The 18,927-nt window shown below is 59.0% G+C and carries 17 protein-coding genes; 8 read left to right on the top strand and 9 right to left on the bottom strand.

Going from position 1 to position 18,927, the window contains the following annotated elements; translation table 11 throughout:
* Nucleotides 1–14 precede the first annotated feature (14 nt).
* On the bottom strand, nucleotides 15–524 hold the full coding sequence (locus tag KQ303_RS03775) for a hypothetical protein (protein ID WP_259729218.1): 510 nt from the start codon (nucleotides 522–524) through the stop codon (nucleotides 15–17).
* Nucleotides 525–1,419: 895 nt separating this feature from the next.
* Nucleotides 1,420–1,983, bottom strand: coding sequence for a site-specific integrase (locus KQ303_RS03770; RefSeq protein ID WP_259729275.1), 564 nt, complete (start codon nucleotides 1,981–1,983; stop codon nucleotides 1,420–1,422).
* Nucleotides 1,984–2,437: 454 nt separating this feature from the next.
* Here KQ303_RS03770 and KQ303_RS03765 point away from each other — a divergent pair, with 454 nt between their 5' ends.
* The 3 genes from KQ303_RS03765 (at nucleotide 2,438) to KQ303_RS14720 (ending at nucleotide 6,270) form a co-directional block, all read left to right on the top strand.
* Complete coding sequence (locus KQ303_RS03765; RefSeq protein WP_259729217.1) at nucleotides 2,438–2,992, top strand: hypothetical protein; 555 nt, start codon at nucleotides 2,438–2,440, stop codon at nucleotides 2,990–2,992.
* Nucleotides 2,993–3,572: 580 nt separating this feature from the next.
* Nucleotides 3,573–5,750, top strand: coding sequence for a virulence-associated E family protein (locus KQ303_RS03760; RefSeq protein ID WP_259729216.1), 2,178 nt, complete (start codon nucleotides 3,573–3,575; stop codon nucleotides 5,748–5,750).
* 223 nt (nucleotides 5,751–5,973) lie between these two features.
* Entirely contained in the window at nucleotides 5,974–6,270 is a 297-nt protein-coding gene (locus tag KQ303_RS14720; RefSeq protein WP_399232855.1) for a tyrosine-type recombinase/integrase, read from the top strand.
* Between the two features lie 769 nt (nucleotides 6,271–7,039).
* Here KQ303_RS14720 and KQ303_RS03750 read toward each other — a convergent pair.
* Nucleotides 7,040–7,315 (bottom strand): tyrosine-type recombinase/integrase, encoded by a 276-nt coding sequence (locus KQ303_RS03750; protein WP_259729215.1) that lies wholly within the window; start codon nucleotides 7,313–7,315, stop codon nucleotides 7,040–7,042.
* Between the two features lie 208 nt (nucleotides 7,316–7,523).
* Between KQ303_RS03750 and KQ303_RS03745 the strand changes: the two genes are divergently transcribed.
* The 5 genes from KQ303_RS03745 to gltS all read left to right on the top strand — a co-directional run bounded on the left by KQ303_RS03745 (nucleotide 7,524) and on the right by gltS (nucleotide 12,542).
* A complete protein-coding gene (locus tag KQ303_RS03745; protein WP_259729214.1) occupies nucleotides 7,524–7,703 on the top strand; it encodes a hypothetical protein in 180 nt (59 codons plus the stop codon).
* A gap of 528 nt (nucleotides 7,704–8,231) precedes the next feature.
* Nucleotides 8,232–9,341, top strand: coding sequence for a hypothetical protein (locus KQ303_RS03740; protein ID WP_259729213.1), 1,110 nt, complete (start codon nucleotides 8,232–8,234; stop codon nucleotides 9,339–9,341).
* A 438-nt stretch (nucleotides 9,342–9,779) separates the two neighbouring features.
* Nucleotides 9,780–10,541, top strand: coding sequence for a 20S proteasome subunit A/B (locus KQ303_RS03735; protein ID WP_259729212.1), 762 nt, complete (start codon nucleotides 9,780–9,782; stop codon nucleotides 10,539–10,541).
* A gap of 292 nt (nucleotides 10,542–10,833) precedes the next feature.
* Complete coding sequence (locus tag KQ303_RS03730) at nucleotides 10,834–11,220, top strand: hypothetical protein (protein ID WP_259729211.1); 387 nt, start codon at nucleotides 10,834–10,836, stop codon at nucleotides 11,218–11,220.
* Between the two features lie 128 nt (nucleotides 11,221–11,348).
* Nucleotides 11,349–12,542 carry a sodium/glutamate symporter gene (gene gltS / locus KQ303_RS03725; RefSeq protein ID WP_259729210.1) on the top strand — a complete coding sequence of 398 codons (1,194 nt, stop codon included), beginning with the start codon at nucleotides 11,349–11,351 and terminating at the stop codon, nucleotides 12,540–12,542.
* A gap of 27 nt (nucleotides 12,543–12,569) precedes the next feature.
* Here the strand turns inward: gltS and KQ303_RS03720 are convergent, their stop codons facing one another.
* From KQ303_RS03720 to KQ303_RS03695, 6 genes are all read right to left on the bottom strand, one after another.
* Complete coding sequence (locus KQ303_RS03720; protein WP_259729209.1) at nucleotides 12,570–13,883, bottom strand: carbohydrate porin; 1,314 nt, start codon at nucleotides 13,881–13,883, stop codon at nucleotides 12,570–12,572.
* The gene (locus KQ303_RS03715; protein ID WP_259729208.1) at nucleotides 13,847–14,290 is read right to left on the bottom strand and encodes a hypothetical protein; all 444 of its coding nucleotides are present in this window, start codon (nucleotides 14,288–14,290) and stop codon (nucleotides 13,847–13,849) included. Before KQ303_RS03715 ends, KQ303_RS03720 begins: the two co-directional genes overlap by 37 nt.
* A 168-nt stretch (nucleotides 14,291–14,458) precedes the next feature.
* Entirely contained in the window at nucleotides 14,459–15,580 is a 1,122-nt protein-coding gene (locus tag KQ303_RS03710) for a hypothetical protein (protein WP_259729207.1), read from the bottom strand.
* 271 nt (nucleotides 15,581–15,851) lie between these two features.
* Entirely contained in the window at nucleotides 15,852–16,508 is a 657-nt protein-coding gene (locus tag KQ303_RS03705; RefSeq protein WP_259729206.1) for an SOS response-associated peptidase, read from the bottom strand.
* Nucleotides 16,509–16,990: 482 nt separating this feature from the next.
* Nucleotides 16,991–17,521 carry a transposase gene (locus KQ303_RS03700; RefSeq protein ID WP_259729205.1) on the bottom strand — a complete coding sequence of 177 codons (531 nt, stop codon included), beginning with the start codon at nucleotides 17,519–17,521 and terminating at the stop codon, nucleotides 16,991–16,993.
* A gap of 249 nt (nucleotides 17,522–17,770) precedes the next feature.
* On the bottom strand, nucleotides 17,771–18,379 hold the full coding sequence (locus KQ303_RS03695) for a transposase (RefSeq protein WP_259729204.1): 609 nt from the start codon (nucleotides 18,377–18,379) through the stop codon (nucleotides 17,771–17,773).
* Nucleotides 18,380–18,927 lie beyond the last annotated feature (548 nt).

Genomic DNA, 18,927 nt, shown 5'->3' with positions numbered 1-18,927 from the left:
GGGCAGCTGCAGGATCAAGCAGCCGCCTTCCCACAGGGCCAGCAAATCGGCCAGGAACAGATCAGCCCTAGGTCCGTGGCCTGAACGTCCACATCGGTGAGAACCCGACCAAGCGAATCCGGCAGCACCTGCCAGACCAGCCGCGACAGCATGCCGGCGTAGGTGCACAGGGCAGCGCGGAAGAAGCACTTCGGCCGGGCTAATTCCAACCTGTGTTGATAACAGTTCTCCGGCTCCCCCACACCCCGGGGCAGATACACCTGCCGTCGGATGGTTCCATCGGGCAGTTCCAGCAGGATCCAGCAGTCGTACACCAGTTGCAGGCGTTTCCCGGCGTGAATAGCACGGAGAACGCGCAGTTGGAGGCACGGAAGCTTTCCGACTGTCAAAGAACTGATCACCAGGATTGAGCAGTTCGTGGCGGCGTACAACGGACCAAGGCCCCGTTCAGCTGGACCGCCACAGCGGATGTAATCCTTGAGAAGATCCAGCGACTTTGCTCGCAAATCACCGGGATGGGACACCACAGGACCTGCAGGAACTGCTGGAGCCCCCTGAGCCTGGTATGTGTGGCGTGGCATTAGCAGGGCGCACTGCGAACCAACCGGGTGGACGACTTGGTCCTGGGGATTGCGTACTTCACCAATCGACTCAACCTGAGCCAGTTCGAGGCGTCGAAGAGCATCAGCCGGGAGGCCTACGTCCGCATGATCGACCACGTGGAGGCGGGGATCCCACCAGGCTCGCGGACGAGCTGGTGCTGGGGGACACCCGGGAGCAGCTGGAGGAGCGGGGCAAGGCGGGAAGAGCAGGCGCAAAATCGGCCGGCCGGGGGGAGGGACATGTGTCCAAGCAGCACCGGAAGCTCACAAGAGCCGCCCAGAAGCGCCAGGGAAGGGCCTCCAGGGCATCGCGTGCGTGCAACCAGCAGCCCTAGAGGGGGCTTTCCGGGCCTCGCAGGGGCATGTGCCAGAAACTCGCACAGCCTCCAAGCGAGTCTCACGGGTCTACCACCACGAGACCACTCGACTCGGCAGAAGGGTCGCTTTACTCCTTTCGACCACCCAGAGCCTTGTCGACGCCAAGCCAGTCAGGCCAAGGGTTTTCAGAACTTTCCAGTGGCTTGGCGAAAAGAGGGACAAGGCGAAACTGCCGCCCACCTGGTTTCAAGGGATGGATGACGAGCGACCCATTTCCAACAGACCAGCCTTCCCTGAAGAGCTCACATACAGATGCGGGAGATTTTGGCAGAAAAATGCGAATGGTCTACGTCTACTGCCGTTCGTCTCGATCTCCCCCATGGGGTGGGCGGCCTTGGAAATGAGTCGAGATTTGACCCGATTGCGGCCGCACGGTCCGTATCCAAAAGGCCCCCTGCCCAATCCTTGGTGCGCTGTTATCCCAAGCTCTGCCAGCAAGTCAACCGATTGCTTCCAGCACCTCAGCCTCGGAGGCATCCAGGTACTCGCCCAGGCTGCCAAGGGACTTGTGCCCCGTCACCCTCTGCACCACATGAAGAGGAACGCCCCGACGCACCGCCGACTGCGCCAGCGAACGGCGGAAGCTGTGGGTGCTTACTCCCTGGAGACCCAGTGCTGAGCAAATTGAGCGAAGCGCCTTGTCTGCTGCCTGCCGGGTCATCGGCTGGGTTGTGCTGCCCATCGCCGGGAACAGCCGTTCGCTCGGGGCAGGCTGGTGACCGTGCTCATCCGTCCAGGCGATCCGGTAGGCAGCGAGTGCCTCGGCTAGCCGGGGGGAAGTCGGCACCTGTCTGGTGGTCTTCGTCTTCGTGGTGGCGCGGCGGAAGCAGACGACGCCGTTCAGATCCGCCCAGGTCAAAGCCAGGGCCTCACTGATCCGGGCAGCGGTCCAGCGTTGGATAGACCAGAGGGCAGCGTATCGGGGTGAAGGGGCGGCCTTGATCAGGGCGTCGAGTTGCTCATCACTGAGGGCGGCGGCTTTGCCGTTGCGATCGACCTTCAGGAGCGCCTCCCAGACCCTCCGACCCTAGTTGCTGTTCTCGTATAAGAGCAACCTCTAGTGGTGGGATGGGTTTCTGCCGCAATGGCTCAGGGACCGTGAACCAGCCGCCCTATTGCGTCTCAACTGGGCGCAACTACTGAGAATCAACCGAGGTCGCTCTCATCGCCATGGGCCATACACGTAACTGGATCTCCTATGCGCATGAGGCTGTTCCATGGACTGAACCAGCCAAAGCAGTCGAGCTTCACCTAAAGAATAGATATGGATTCTGCCAGTGCCCCTTTACCTAGTCTGCAACGCTTTCACAAGCCACGCAAAGAGACAAGAGACGAAGTAGGTGTAAGCACAGAAGGTGGAGGCCTGCTGCACCTAGCCTTTGGCAGATGTTGCATACTCATCCCCAATGGAGGAAAGTGATTGTGAAGACTTCCTCATCACAGACGGAGGTCGATCCTTGGAAAAAGTCACTGATGTTCGCCACCTTTCGGACTATCTCAAGCCAGACAAGGAGGGCAACACCCTCATCAGGAAAGAGTTGCCGAGAGTAAAAGCCGCTCTTAAGAAGATTCCAGATGGAACTCTTGAGCAGGTGACAGTTTCAAATCGATGGAAAAACCACTATGACACCACAACCCACCCAGCCAGGCGTGGAAGGAGAAACAAAGAACGGATAGGAGGCTATGGGAAAAAACGATCAGAAGAAGTGAAGATTGGCCTCCACAACCAAGAACTGAACATGATCAAAGCACTGGCGACCAAGTTTGGCTGCTCGGAAGCAGAGGCGATAAGGATTGCCATCCATGAGACACAAGCCCGCATGAGAGAAGGCAAGCTCCAGAAGCTATACAGTGACCCCCACTCAACCCTGCTAACAGCATCGGAATCCAAAGTTCTCTGGGTTAGGGATCAGATCGAAGCAGGAGACTGGCGAGAACCGAGTAGATGGAGGAAGGACAGGCAAGAAGAAGAGGACCGTTTCCTGAGTCAGCGGTGGGGGTGGGAGCTCTGAACAAGACACCCCTGTTGAAACAAGGGCCAGATGAACCAAGAACTACTCGGGCGCAGCGGGTTTGAGAGGGAGGCAAGAGAGGTTGCCACCCTAAGGGGAACAGTGCCCAGAGGAAGGCGAGCCGGCCAAAGGAGGGGCCTAAGTCGCCCTTGTCAGGTTTCCAAACCTCTGTTGCAGGCCCATCGACAGGACCTAATTCAACGACCACCGACTCCGAAGGAACCAACCCTTTAGCCAACCTCTGTCAGAGGCATCAAGATCCGAATCGGCAAGGCTGGTTCATCTCCAGTTTCACGGATCTCCTCATACGGGGCCCAACGATCCAAATCATCAACACGACAACTTAGTTTCTCCCCGGAATGTGGACGCCGGAAAAAGATCGCACTGATTACCAGTGGTTTCACCTAATCGGTGAAGGGGGTTCGGCTGGTCACCGGCCCCTTTTTCTTTGATCTGCCACTTCTAAGCCGCGAGATCGGGACTAGCGGCCACGCATCACGACCATCAATACGAAGCTGCACAGCGTGATGCCTGGGGTCGAACCCCTCTGCCTTCGATTCGCCCAACTCTCAGTAGCTGGGTGAACCACGACCGAAGCCAAGTGCCTATTCTATTTTCCTCTCAGCCTAGTGTAAAGAACAAGCCGGAGAAAGCCCCCGGCGCCCTCTTGGCTCAAGGTTGGCAGCCATCTTCAGAAGGAGCCAGCTTCCCTGACCTGCTGAGATGCCTCGAGAGCGGCCATGCCGTAGTCACAAGCCACCTGGATCTCGGCAAGCGTAAAACGGAGAACTGGAGGGGCAGCCAGCTGGTCTTCCTGGACTACGACAACCCACCCAACCTAACCTGGGACCAGGCAAAGGAGCACCCCTTCTTTCGTGAACATGCCATCTTCGGCTATACCACCCCCAGTCATAAAAAGCCGTGGAAAGGTGATTGGTTCCGAATTGTCGGACAGTTCCCCGAGGCCATCAGCGACCTGGACCAATACAAGCGGCTGAGGAAGGAGCTTCAGCCTCTCTTGCCTGCTGAGGATGACCCAGCGTGCCACAATCCCGTGCAGCCGATCTACGGCAACAGCGAAGGTGAATTCCACTGGTTCGATCTTAACCAAGGGAACACGTTTCCGATGGTGGAAACAGTGAACACCACCCAACGAGTTCTCACAGCTGCTGGGCCCTGGACTGCTAATGACAGACAGAAGGCCCTACTTTGCCTAAAGTCTCTGCCTACTCGTCAGATCGGGTGTAACACCTACCAAGTGGCGTTCAAGGCTCTGTGCGCTTTGGTCCACGAGTTCGGACCAGAGGAAGCGGAGCTAATCATTGATGAGGCCGATTGGCGCGGCGAATGGGATGAGGAGGGCGGCGGGTTAACCGCCAAGCTCCACGAGATCGCAACGTCGAGATCTGAAGGAGGTCTTCGTCTTGGCAGCCTGATCCGAATGACCCAAGAGCACCTTGGCACACAGATCGATGAGCTCCAGAAACAATCACGACCCACACCCACTCTAACTATGAGTATCGAGACCGACTTCCAATTAGAAACAGCGCGACGAGCTCAGATTGACAAAGCCCAGAGGCAAAAGGAGGAGCTCACCGCATCGATGGGAAAGATCAGCCACCAGCTGACGCCTGTCGAGGTTCTCAGGTCAGTTTCCAAGCACCTCCCGAATGTTCGCCTCAATATTCGAGATGGTTCGATCCTGAGCGATGCGGGGCTAATTTCTGCCAACCAAGTCAAGTACCTCTACCTGAAGTTCTCGACCGATGAGGAGCGGTGGCCCAAGGAAGGCACGACTGACGCGGTCTACTTCTTGGCACACGAGCACGCATTCGACCCTGTGGAGGAATACCTGAACAAGGTCCTGAAGGACGTGGAGCCGCTACCAAGTGAGCAGTGGAGCCACCTTGACCAACACCTCCTTGGCATTGAAGACCCCATCGCTGCGAGGTTCCTGCCGCGTTACTTGGTTGGCGCCGTTGCTCGGGTGTTCGAGCCTGGTTGCGATGTACGGCAGACACCCGTGTTGATTGGCCCGCAATGGAGAGGCAAGACTGCTCTAGGGCGAATCCTGTTCGGCAAGGACCTCTTTGTTGAGGGGATCGGGAAGCTCGACCGTGATGCCCTGATGAAGTCACACACAGCTTGGGGCGTGGAGCTGGCAGAACTGGATGGGGTCTCCCGACGCTCAGATCAGGAGAAACTGAAGGCCTTTCTCTCAGAGTGCTCGGACGTGTTCCGAGCTCCGTACGAGCCCAAAGATGAGCGCCACGATCGTCGCTTCGTGTTCTGGGCAACGTCGAATGCTCCACCACTACAGGACCCCACAGGCTCCACCAGGTTCGTGTGCATCTCCCTTCCCGATGCAATGCTGCCCCTTGAATGGGTGGAGGAGCATCGGGACGCCATCTGGGCAAGAGCGGCGCAGCAATACTTGGATGGCTTCGAGTGGAGGCGGGTGGATGAAGAAGAGCGCCAGTTGATTGCCTCCCGCAACGACGAGCACCGGGCCGACGACCCCTGGGTTGAGATCCTGGAGACGTTCTTTGCGGGTCGCTCCTCTGGCTGCGACTGGGAGGGAAGCTTCTTACCGGTCACGGCCAACGATCTCTTCAAGCACCTGGAGATACCCATCGAGCGGCGCAATAATCCTCTCTGCCGTCGCTTGATGCAGGCTGCTGCCGTGTGCGGCTGGGTGAAGGAACGGAGACAGGTGGAGGGAGTCAGGAAGGAGGGGTACTGGCCGAAGGAGATGTAAATCCGCAGCGAGGGGTGCTGGGGCCTGCTGCCATAGCGGTGGCACCCCTCTGCCACCCCTCTGCCACCCCTGTGACACATCGACAGATCCCTCTCGTTGCAGGGGGTTTGGCCCTCCTGCCACCCCTGCCACCCCTGCCACCCCTACTTAAGAAGAGTAAAAGAAGAGTAGATGGGATGGACCCCCAGCCACGAGGGGGCGAAGGGAGGACAAGCGTGGAGCCATTTCGGGGTGGCAGGGGTGGCAGCGCCTGAGATCCATTGCCCTGCAGTGGCTCTGCCGGATCGGGTCGGGGTGGCAGAGGGGTGGCAGAAACCCCCTGTGGCCTGGCAGTGCCGACCCGCGTGCCACAAACCGCATGATTCGCCACAACTTTGAGACCCTTCTGCTGGAGCGCAGCCATGTCAACCGCACAATCCAGGAGCTGCTGGAGCACAGCGACGTCAAGACGACCATGATCTACACGCACGTCCTCAATCGAGGGCCTGCGGGAGTGCAGAGCCAGGCGGTTCCTCTGTGAGCAATCGGAAGGATAGGCTGGCAGTGTTATGCAGGTATCCTCGGCTACACCTTTGAAGCCAAGGCCTGCAGCTGAAGGCAGCTGGGAGATTGGAGTACTTTGAGCAGGAGTGATGGGCTGAATGGGTCAAATGACTCGGCAGGATGGGCGTACCGTCGAAATAGAGTTGGGATGACCCTATGTACGATGGGCTTATATAAGCACTAGAGGAAGCGATGCAAACTGAGAAGCCCGTGAAGAAGACACCTTCCGGCCTGGCTCTACGTTTTGTTGCTGGAGCAGGCATGGGCGCTTTGATTACCGCTGTTCCATTCTCAGCTGGTTATGCATCTCAACTCAGCATCTTTCAGATCAGTCTCGCTGGGTTCGTAGTAGTCACTTCAGGGGTAATGAGCTGTCTTTGGGGAGATAAGTTTCTTGACACGGTTTCCAAGGCACTTGACTCCACGTCAGTGTGACTAACCTCTGTGGCTTGTTGCCATGTCGGTGACTAGGCGAGTCTCAGATAATTCTTGAATGTCAGTAATTTCTCCTCGACCGCCTATGGGCATCACAACATCAAGATTCAGCGGGCGCACCTATCTTGCCTTGCCAGAAAGTCTGGCTGTTCTGCGCCGCTGATCTTGGCGTTAGGCGGATAAATCGGCTCCGCTGACCGCGAATGAATCACTCACCCACAATTGTCTTTATACACAGCCCTAAGAGAGGTGCCGAACGCCCAGCACAGAGCGGCAAGGAGGCATGGCCAGATGATGCGGGTATGCATTGCTTATCGCGGGAGTTTGACCTCTTCTGCCGTGCGTTCACCGGTGATCGCAGCCAGCACCTCTTCATCACTGGTACTCAGGTATTCGCCAAAGCTGCCCAGCGACTTGTGGTCGGTCAGCTTTTGGACCACGTGCAGCGGCACTCCACGGCCCATGGCCGACTGGGCCAGGGACCGGCGGAAGGAATGGGTCGAGACGCCTTCAAGGCCAAGGCGGGAGCAGGTCTGGCGAGCACGGCAGCATGGCAGGCCTCGATGGCTTGGAACACCGGTTCCCACTCGACCTCGATCGCTAGCAACCTGCTGGCGAACCGGCCACCCACGTTGGCCTTGGTTTTGAGGTGAGCACCGAGAGCGGCGGCTGGCGCACCCTTCGCCATCCGCAAGGCTGAACCCTGCAAAGGTGAGCCCACAAGCCAGTCCCGCACTGCGCAGGGGTCAATATATCTCCTCAAAATAGCGTCAAAGAGCCACTGTTGCATTTCACTTGAAGAAGCTTGTTGGACCACTGCGTAGAGCATTGATCTATGGCCTGATCAGTTATGGCGGGCTTGTTCTGATCAACAACACAGAGCTGGACCTCCCGAATATGTGGATCGCATATCTGCTGATGTTTATCGGTGTCTATGTGTTGACGCAGTGGCTAGACAAGAAGCTTGGGGATTGAGTATCTCAGGAATGGGCTTCTCTTCATCAGTCGAAGACTAGACCGAGTTTGCAGATCACAACCATTCCACCAGACTCAATCGCGGTGCCGTTGGGGTGGAGCTGGGTCTTGAGGCCGGCCTCCAACAGCACTCGCTCGCAGGGAGCTAGGAGACAGTTGAAACGGCGAGAGAAGGAGCAACTTCTTCATTGCCAGCCAACGAGGTCGAAGACATATGCTTTCGTGTCGAAGCTCAAAAGATGAAAAAAGTCTGGCTATAGGGTCTGAGGACACCATTGTATTCAGGATTTCATCGTGAGTCTGTTTGGTAGAATGTTAGATCTAGTCTCCTCTTTCTCGGCCGTCTTCGTTTCGTTTGGTTGAAGGGTTTGGCTGTTACCGTTGAAGGATTGCTCATTTAACGCTGCGGCTCAGTCTAACCCCAAGCTGCCAGACACTTTGGTGACACCGAGGGCATTTACTGGAAATACTGCACGAGACTCTCTTTCCAGATTGTAACATGGGAGGATGCGCTGGACCCTGTTGTAGATGATTCGAAATCGAGGTGCTGGACATTGGCTGGGAATCCTGCTGTTCTCCCTGGGTGTCGTGCTCCTATCGGCGCTGCCTCTCTGGAGCGCTGGGCAGAGTGGGATTGTTCAGGAGCGGTCCTTGCCAGTCAATCCAGAACAGGAACTAGTTGCCACAAATGGGCTTGGAGTGACAGTCGGCGCTTATATCGAGAACTTACACAGTCTTTCCCTGAGACAGCGGATCTTCTCGGCTGAAGGATATTACTGGCTGGATTGGCCAAGGCCTGTTCAGGAACTTCTCGACTCAAATAAGATAAAACCTGCCGAGATGGTGGAATTAGTCAACGTGGTTAATTCATCAGCAGCGGTCATTGAGCCGGATACGGTTGAGTCAGTCGAACGACCTGATGGCCACTTCAATCAATTGATTCGGTTTTCCGCAAATTTCTACATTCCTACAGTCAACTTAAGGCGATCACCATTCGAGGAGTTGGTGTTGCCGGTGGTTCTTGAGGTTAAGCCGGATGCATTCTCACGCCAGCGCAGCAATCTGATCCTGTTGCCAGATCCGAATCCAACGAATAGCCGACTTGGAAGCTACGCATCAATAAATGGGTACGATATCAGAGATGTACGCTTCATATCATTTAATCACTCCTACGGAACGGATTGGGGCTTGGGCCAGGAAAATCTGAGCTTTTCACGTCTGGCAATTGCTGTGGCAATGAGAAGTGATCCATTTTCGAGCTTTGTAATCTGGATTCTGCCAGTCATCATTGTGATGCTGATTGTTCTGCTCGCGCCATCACTTGATGGGGAGCTTGGTGAGGTTCGTCTAGCAATCCCCTCGACCGCCTTGCTTACCTTAATTTTTTTGCAACAGGCGTACAAGTCTGAAATACCCTCGCTGAGCTATCTCACATTCCTCGATTCCATATATGCCTGCTCTTATGTAACTTCACTACTGCTCTTTATCCTTTTTGTATGGGGATCTAATGTTTACTCAGAAGCTGCAGAAGAGGACAAGGCTTCGGCCGTGATCAAGATCGACAAAATGGATTTAATTTTCCAAAGGGTAGCTCTCGCTGGATTCATTCTCGTAGGCATATTGGCCTGGTATAGCTGAATTTACAGAATTCTTTTGCATAAAACTAACTAGAACTTATTTCGGCCAACAATCTGATGTTCAGCCCTGTGATGGCAGCCCTTACATCCTCATGCATGCAATAAACGGCTGTCACTAGACATGGGTACGAATGGCTATTTCGAATGAGATAAATTCTCTTTTCCAAATCGCCCCAATGTCCCCTCAGGCACCTCCAGGAGGAGGCTCTGGCAGCTAAGCAGGCGCCCTGCCTAGGGACTCCTGAAAAACAGAGTATGCCAAATCGAGACAACTCCCCACGTACCCCTTGCTCCCAACACACTCTGTCCCGCACGATCAAGTCATGATCTTACACAGTTCCCTTCGGCCCAAGTAAATGTGTCACCGGACACCGGATGACCATTTGCGGTCAAGGCAGGGGATAGATTGAAATTGACTAAACTGTTAGCACTAGACGAGATGACCTATTGCATCGGTTACTGGCTGGAGCAGGGGCTGGTGCTTGTCTCCGATTCACGGACCAACGCGGGTGTGGACTACATCTCCAGCTACAGCAAAATGCATGTCTTCCAGCCAAGCCCTGATCGGCTGTTCGTGTTGCTCGCTGCGGGAAGCCTGGCCACAACCCAGGCCGTGATCAGTTGGATCAGCCGCGATCTCGACCGGCCTGCTGATCTTAAGGAAGGAGCAGGCAAGGATCTGCGCCACTGCGATTATCTTTTCGAAGCGGCAGCTTATGTCGGCCGCGTTAGCGTGGCCGTTCAGAAAGAAAACGAAGCGGCCCTGCGGGAGGCTGGGGCGAGCGGCGGAGCTTCCTTCATCCTCGGTGGACAGATCGGCAGCGAGCCCCATGGGCTCTATCTCATCTACTCGCAGGGCAATGCCATTAGGGCGACACGCGAAACGCCATTTCTGCAGATCGGTGAGAGCAAATACGGCAAACCGCCGCTCGATAATGTGGGGAATACCAACCTCTCCCTAGATGATGCCGCCCGGCTCTGCCTGGTCTCGGAAGTGCTCACCCAGCGCTCCAATCTCACCGTCGGTCCACCGTACGAACTGGTGATGATCCCCGCCGGCAGCTTGGCGATTTCCCACCAGATGAAGCTGGACGCCGACGCACCAGAACTTTCGGAGATGATCGAGACCTGGTGCGATGCCCAGAGGGAGGCTCTCTATCGGCTACCCCACTTTCCCTGGGAACGGGCCAAGCAAGCCTAAGCGCAAACGTCTGCACCATGATGAACGGGGCGAACTGCAGCCAATGGTCAGCATCAGAAACCTGGTTCATTATTTGCTCCTTGTGGCCTCTATCGGGATCACCCTGGTGATCTTCAATTTCTACTCCGGCACGATCGCAATTTTCACGGCCGCTGCCCTTCCGGCCGAGCTGCTCAACATTCCAGTCACCGCGCTGTGCCGGTACCTGCCCAGGGGATAGGCGATTGCAGCCGTCTTTCTTGGTGCATTGGAGCTCCTGAGCTACACCTTCCTGGCCCCTGCTGCTCCGCCCATGGCTGCCATTCGTACAATCACACCGATCCTGCTGACTGTCGTCGCAACGGCGGCGTCAAGCGTCTTCAGTGCGCAGGCCGGCTGCTGCTTCCTAATTCCGCTCGGTGGTAGTGGCGATACCGTCGTCTCGAAACGGATCGGGCCGGATCGGGCCCTCGGCAGCACGAACTGGAACACCGATTTCATTGTTGAGCTGCCGTTTCGCCGCTACCAATTCTTCTTCACTTCGGCTTCGAGCGAATGGCCACCTACCCGATCTCTGGCTTCATGCGTTGAACCGATAGAAGCAGTCTGCAGGTCATCAATGAAACGCCCACCTTTGAACCCGGCGTCGGCCGGAAGTTTGGGTCTTTCCAGGCCGTTTTTGGTAAACGTACGAATCTGATGAACTTGCGATTCGGCTCCGGCAGCAGGCCGGCAGCTCTTGGCTTCAGCTACCCTATCACGGTCCAGAGCTGTGAATGATGGTATACAGCCTGCCTGATCATTCTTTTGCCCTGATCCTGATCTCCCATGCACTTTGAGAGCTTCGCCACCTTCAACATCGCCATCGTGGTGTTGGCGATCGGTCGATGGCTGAATAGAAGAATCACTGTTCTACGTGAGTTCAATATTCCAGAACCCGTCACCAGTGGCTTGCTGGTCTGCATTCTGGTGGCCCTAATCCATGCCATAGCGGGCGTTGAGATCAGCTTCAATCTGCTCTCCCGCGATTTCTTGCTGCTCTATTTCTTTGCGGCGATCGGCCTCAACGCCGACATCAAGACCTTGCGCTCGGGTGGATGGCCCCTACTCATCCTCGTAGCGACCACCGTGGGCTACATGATCCTGCAGAACCTCACCGGGATAGGCATGGCCACGGTGCTGGGATTGAATCCACTGATCGGGCTGCTGGGGGGGTCGGTTTCCTTGCTCGGTGGCCACGGCACGGCCATCGCCTGGGCTCCTCGCTTCGCTGAAGCCCATGGCATCAGCAATGCATTGGAGATCGGCATTGCCTGTGCCACCTTCGGGTTGGTGCTGGCCTCCCTGATGGGCGGGCCGATCGCGCGGATCCTCATTCGCCGTCACAAGCTGAAACCCGCCCAGGCTGCGGGTTTAGCGCAGAGCAGCGAAGCGGTAGCTGAACGGGAGGCCGTGACCTATTTCAGCCTGCTGCGAACCCTTTTCTGGCTGAACATGAGCCTGGGTTTGGGGGAATTGCTGCATGAAGGTCTCAAGGCGGCCGGCAGCAACCTGCCCCTGTTTGTTTGCTGTATGTTCGCCGCGATCCTGCTCACCAACACGGTTCCGCGTCTGGGTCGCCTCCAGTGGCCCGCCGGCAGCTCATCCCTGGCGATCGTTTCCGACATTGCCCTGGGCATCTTCCTGACGATGTCCCTGATGAGCCTCCAGCTCTGGACGATCGCTTCGCTCGCGGGTCCCATCCTGGCCATCCTCGCCGCCCAGTTCGTGGTGTCCTTCCTGTTCGCCTTGTTCGTGGTGTTCAAGCTGATGGGCCGCGATTACGAGGCCGCCGTGATCTGCGCTGGCTTCGGGGGGATCTCCCTGGGGGCCACCCCCACGGCGATGGCTAACATGTCCGCTGTGGCCCAGAAGTACGGTGCCGCCAACCGGGCCTTCATCGTGGTGCCCCTGGTGTCGGGCTTCTTCGTGGACATCAGCAATGCCGTGGTAATCCAGCGCTTCCTGAACTGGTTCGGTTGATCCGGTTGCCCCCCAGGGGCGAAAGGATCAGAAGCGAAGCGTCGTCCGGATCAGTCCGGCCCACACCTCCAGACTGGCCCCTTCCGAGCTTCCAGTGAGGGCCCCACGCGGCCGGCTCAGCCAGAAGATCGCCGGCGTCACTGAGAGCTCATCACTGAGCTGGATTCGGTAGAAGAGCTCGAAGGCCAGCCCCCTGTCGTCGAGGCCGGCCTGGCTTGGCGTCTGGATCGCGACCACGTGCGCGGGGGAGCCGATGGCCCACCCCAGGCTGTTGCCCACCCCCAGCACATCGCTCCAGACCAGGCCGGTGTACCAGGAGCGGCTGCGCACTCCCGAGACGCCCGCCACCGCAGGGGTGCCGAAACGGAAAGTGTCCTGGCCCCAGCCGGCGCTGATCGAGGGGAGCCAGCCGGAGGTGCTGGGCTGCCAGTACCCCGCCAGCGACCAGGATCCGAGGTTGCCGTTACTGGCGCCGGCCGCCAGCTGGCTGGCCAGGGGGGTGCCCCTGAGCCTCACCTGGGGGCCGCTCAAGCTGTAGGCCCCGGTGATGTTCCACTGGGGACGGCTCAGGGCCAGCTGGAGGGTGCTGGTCTGGGAGGAGGACCCGGAGAAGAGGCCGCCTCCCTGCTCCGAGCCTCCGGCCCGGCCGGCCACGTAGGCGTAGCCGAGGCTCAGCCCCTGCAGCCCGCCCCTGGGTTGCCACCAGACCCCGAAGCCGCCACCGAGCCGTTTGCTGTAGGTGCCCGGCGATCCGGAGTACTGGAACAGATCCAGGATGGGGGATGGGGTGTAGACGCTCGGCCAGACGGGGAGCATGTCGAGCTGCATGATCCGGGGACCGAAGCTGACGCGGATCTCGGGGCTGAGCGGCAGTTGCAGGTACGCCCTGTTGATGCTCACCAGTCGGCCTGAGCACCCCTCCTCCCCGGCGTTGCAGGCCGGTTCCTGGAAGGCGACATCCAGCCGCGTCAGGGGGGTGGGTGGGTTGGAGAAGAAGCCGGAGGGGCCGAAGTCGCCACTGCGCAGGCGGATCCGGAACAGGTCCTGGCCCGTGAAACTCGTGTCGATCGTGAGCCGAGCGTCGTAGTTAACGCTGAGAGCGTTGAGGAGAGGGAAGCCAACGGCCTTGTTGGAATCCCCATCAACGGCGCTGCCGCCATAGTTAAGGGCTCCCATCACCGCATTCACCTGGGCATGAATGATGGTGGTGGGCGTGAAGTCCTCAGATTCCTGGGCCCTGAGCGGTTCGGCCGCCAATCCACCAGCCAGCCAGCTTGTTGTCAGCCACAGCAGCAGTCGGTAGATCAATGCATTCGAATCAGCAGGGCTGCAAGGGCCCAAGGCAGGGTAGGGGAGAACCATGGCATCCAGATCCGCTCCACCGTGCAGTTGATGATGAACCGCCCCGGTGCTTTCAACTCCGCCTGGGCCTTGCCGTGTGCCGCCTGGCTGGTGGTGTCGCCGTACTTCTCCACCATGCGCAATTGGTCGAGGTCATCACGGATGACGGGGACCTTCAAGAAGGCGAGGTTCATGGCGATGCTGGAGCTCTGGCAATGGCGCCAGCCCTCGGGCCCATCGTTGGACTGATCGAAGAACGGCTGCGCCACCGGATTGCCCCTCGCCGACGGCGGCTGTCCCGCAGGCTTCTCCCTGAACTTGAGCGCCCAGCTCGCCTGCTCATCGAGGATGTCGCCCCTGCCTTCCATCTCGGCGATCGAGCGATATAGGCCCCAGATGCCTGTCACCTGCTGGGGTTCACCCTTGAACTTCTCCCAGCGGGCCTAGTTATGTAGTGCCATCAAGTTGTTCCCGCTGATAAATGGGTGTGAGGGAGAGAGGGTGGTGGTGAACCGCTGGGTCAGACATCGGAACTCGCTGCCATTCCACCGACCTGGCAGGGCATGGCCAGTGGCTCAGAGGGCGTAACGCAGGATCGCGGCGACGCTGGCGTCTTCGGGCAGATCCTCCTGCCGAACCGCCAGCACCTCACCCCCCGAGAGCAGCACCCGCCGGGCGATCTCGTCGTACACGCCGTAGCTTTCTGCGCCGGCGGTCTCCGCCTCGTCAATGCGGCCGTCGGTCTCGTCGATCCGCCCGTTCATCACCCGGTCCATGTCCACCATCAGGCTCTGGACCGCTTCGAACGTCGCGGCTCGGGCGACTTGAGCCACATCGCTGCTGGCACGACCCTCGTTGCTGCGCACAGCGAACCGATCCCGCCAGTCGGCGATCCGCTGGCGGTTCAGCTCGTCGAGAACGTCGCGGGAGGCCTGGGCGAGCTCCGCATCGGAAAGGCGCTCCGGGCTGCCCTCGATGCCAACAGGCGCAAGATGGGGATATGTGTTCACTGAGCGGTAGATCGCCCCGAGGCTGTCGACAGCGGCAAGCACCAGCGGGATCATCTGGCCGGCCAAACGCTCCCGGAGCGCCTGATCCACCAGGCGGGCGTACTGGCGAAGCCGCACCTTCTTGCCTTCCGAGCCCGTGAGCCGGCCGCTGGGGGAACGGTCGTTAATGCTGGCCTTACCTGCCGCCGAGGCTGCATCAATGGGCAGATTTGCCAGCCGCACGTTCGCGGCCGGCAGATCGGCGGAAACTTCGATCAGCCGGACCCCGCCTTCCGCCAGCGCCAGCACGTAGCAGGTGTTGCCGAAGGTGGTTGCGCGGAGAAGGGGTTTGAGGTGGAACCGGTCAGAGACCGCCACCAGCGGTTCGACGGTGGTCGGTAGGCGGTAGCTGATCAGATTCTCCGGCGTGGCGTAGACCACCAGAGCGTGGGCCTGGAAGCGCCAGAACTCGTCGTCATCGATCAAATCATCGAAGGATTCGCTCAGGGCTTCCAATGCGGCCCGATCGGTGCCCGCGGCTTCCAGCTGGACGATCGCCTCACGGGCCAGGGCGCGGAACTCAAGCCGGTCGACGTCAGTGTCCGGGGTGATCGGTGTGGTGGGCAGCACGATCGACACGCTGGGATCGTTGCGGCGCCTGGCCAGCGCAGCGAGATCGTCGCGGGTGGGGAGATCGAGATGAAGCATGCCGCGCCAGGAAAAATCCAGTTCCAATTGTGACCTGTGATCGGTTTTCTGGCCGCTTGAATGGCGGAATGTTCGGTCGGCCGTGATGCGGATCCAAAACAGCTGCAATAGCCAGAAGGCACTGGGTGGTCTCACCCCTCAGCAGCGGCTGGCTCAAGTTGGAGGCATGAACAACATGGTGGGAAATCACAGCTAGACAAGAAGCTTGGGGATTGAGCACCTCAGGGTTGGGCTCCTATTCACCAATCGATGACCAGATCGATTTTGTAGATCACAACCTGTCGGCTGGAATCGCCTCCCAACCGGCGGGATCCCACGTGGCCATCAGCCCCTCCAGCGTCCGCAGCTCGGCTGCTGCTTCCGGCAGCAACCAGGCCTCTTCCAACCCATCAATGATCACCACCGGCATGCGGTCGTGGATCGGACGCAGCAGGGCGTTGGGGGTGGTGGTGAGGAGGCAGCAGGTCTGGAGTTCGCTGCCATCAGGTCCGATCCAGTGGTCCCACAGGCCGCCCAACCAGAACGGGGCGCCGTCCTGGCGGCGGATCCAGTAGGGCTGCTTCTTCCCTTTTGGGCCATGGCCTTCCCCTTCCAGCGGCGGCCGCCATTCGTAGAAGCCATCGGCCGGCAGCAGGCAGCGGTGATGGCGCCAGGGACCACGAAAGAATGGCTTCTGGCTCACCGTCTCGCTGCGGGCATTGATTGGCCGACTCTTGCCGCGGGTGTCCTTCAGCCAGTTCGGCACGAGGCCCCACTGCGCGTAGCCCACCTCCAGCCGGCCCTGCTGCTGCCGCTGGATCAGCAGCGGTTCGCCAGGCCGCACCTGCTGCCGGGGCTGGTACTGCTCGAGGAAACCCTCCGGCAGCGGACCCTTGAGCCTTGGCAGCAACTGATCGATCGTGCTGGTTAGCGAGTAGCGGCCACACATCAGCGGCGCCTGTGGATGCGGTTGGACTGCTTCCAATCTGCGTGCCCTGACTCCTTGCTGAGGGGTTTCGGGGGGAGCGAGTCTGAGGGGACCGTGCCAAACCCACGCTGCCTTGGATCGTCTGGACCCGCGACCGCTGGCGGCCCTATTCGCAGTCCTCTCGATTGGATGGTTGGGGCCGCTGCTAGGAGTTTGTTGCTCATACAGCAGCAGGCCAGCGATCGCAGCGAATTTCGTGCTGGCTGATCCTGGCGGCTACGGACTTTGGCTTCCTGCATTGAGCCCCATCGATGTGGAGCTGATGCAGCCCTGGCCAGGGCTTCTGTCTCTAAGCCCGTCGCTTTCACCAGCTCTTGCTGCTGTAAACGCGTGAACCGGAACAGCTTGAGCAGGTTGTGCATAGCGGCGATCAGGTGCCATTCACCGTCAACCTTCTCCAGGCCCCGCAACAGGAACCGCCGCTGGCCTCGGCCTTCCTTGATCTAGCCATTCACCGGCTCCACGATGGCCTTGCGTCGGGCGTAGATCGCTGCTCCCTTCTTGCTTCTCAGCTTGCGGACCATGCGGGTTCTGGCATCGGCATCCCTGGGGAGCGGCCCGCGTTTCGGCGGTGGAGGCTGGCCGTGAGGAAGTCGGCCGGTGGCGATATAGGCGTCGATGCCCTGATCGGCGCAGACCTTGACGTTGTCCTCGCTCCAGTAGCCCGCATCCATCGTCATCACCGTGGGCACGCCTCCGGCGCTGGCGCCGATGCGCTGCAGCAGGGGTTCCAGGTGCTCGACATCCGGCGGCTGGTTGCTCACGCCCACCGCCACGATCACCTGATGGTCGCTGTCCACCGCCACCTGACAGTTGTAGCCCTGCAGATGCGACCCGCCTGACTGCATCAGATGGCTGTCGGGATCGGTGAAGTTGCGCTGGGTCTTCCTGGTGGGGGTGCCATCGGCCTTCCTGGCCAGGCCACGCCTGGGCATCGCCTCCACAGCCAGAGGCTCCAGGTCCGGTGGTTCCACACCGGCGCTCTCGGCAGCCTCGATCGCCTTCGCCCTTGCAGCTTTGGCCTTGGCCTCTGCAGTCTCAGTCTTCTTGTTCAGCTCGGCCTGCTTAGCCGCTGGTGCATCCGATTCGCGGGCGGCAGTTGCGTTGCCCCTGGCCTCCTCAGCGTCATGTTGCCGCTGACGCGCTGTAGCCGCAGCGGTTTCTGCCTCCATCTCCTTACGGGCCTGACGGATGCGAGCCAGACGGTCCTGGCGCCGCCGAAGTTAATCAGGCAGATCACTGCCACGATTCCCCTTGCCGTAGCGACGATCCTCCTGGGCATCCAGGATTTCGGCCTTGCGCATCAAGGCGTTGATCTCCTGCTGGAGCTCCCTTTCCGCCCTGAGCATCCGCTCATGGCTAATGGCCTTTTGTTTCGAGGCATTGGCCTGAACCTTGGTGCCATCCAGCGCCACATGGCTCAGGCTCACCATCCCGGCTTTCTGACAGAGCCGCAGGATCCGAACGAACAGACCCTTGAGCGCGTCAAGGTTGCGACGCCGGAACTCACTGATGCGGCTGTGGTCTGGCTGCTGGTTGGCCGTCAGCACCCGGAAGGCCAGGTCCTCGTAGCAGCCTCGCTCGATCCTGCGGGAGGAGACGATGCCCACGCAGTACGCATCGAGCAACAGCAGCGTCATCATCCGCGGGTCAAAGCCCCTCTCCCCGCGGGGATCCTTGGCATGAGCAGGGATCATGATCGCGGAGAGATCCAGCTCATCCACCAGATCCAGCAGGAAACACACCTGATGGTCTTCTGAGAGCCAGTCACTTGCTGATGGCGGCAGCAGGGTGGTCTGCCCAGGCTGCCAGGGGCGGAAGGTCTTGGGCATACCCCATTCTCTCGCCCAGATCGATTGCAGCAACTCAGATCTGGGCGGTTACAGGGGCGTCTGTGGAGAGGCTGGCCGCGGTCTACGGGCAACAAACTCCTAACTTTTGGGCAGGTGCGTGGCCGTCTGTGGAGAAGGCGTAGCGCGATCAATGAGCAACATCCTCCTAGCTGCTCCCAATCCTTCCTTCATGGGGAGCGAAGGCGCAATGGCTGGTTTCGGGGAGTGCCCTGCATGGATCCACAGAAATGAAGCAGATCTGCTGATGATGCGCATCAATTCGCCCGGACCAGAAGATGGCTGAGGACTGTCAGCGATGCTGCAGATATAATGCAGGAGAACTAAAGGAAGACGAAAGATCATTGGCGAATCATCGCTCGTGTTCGTGAGCAGACTTAAAGAACACATCCATATCACATGGATGTGAACATCCACAAAGGAGTCAGTCATGGGTATGGGAAAAGACATGAAAGCCACCGCCAAGAACATCGAAGGCAAAGTTCAGGAGGCCACTGGCAACATCACCGGTAACAAGAAGGATCAGGTAG

It is taken from the genome of Synechococcus sp. CS-1333, assembly GCF_025128015.1.
Taxonomy (GTDB): domain Bacteria; phylum Cyanobacteriota; class Cyanobacteriia; order PCC-6307; family Cyanobiaceae; genus MW101C3.
This window is presented reverse-complemented; position numbering and strand designations above follow the sequence as displayed.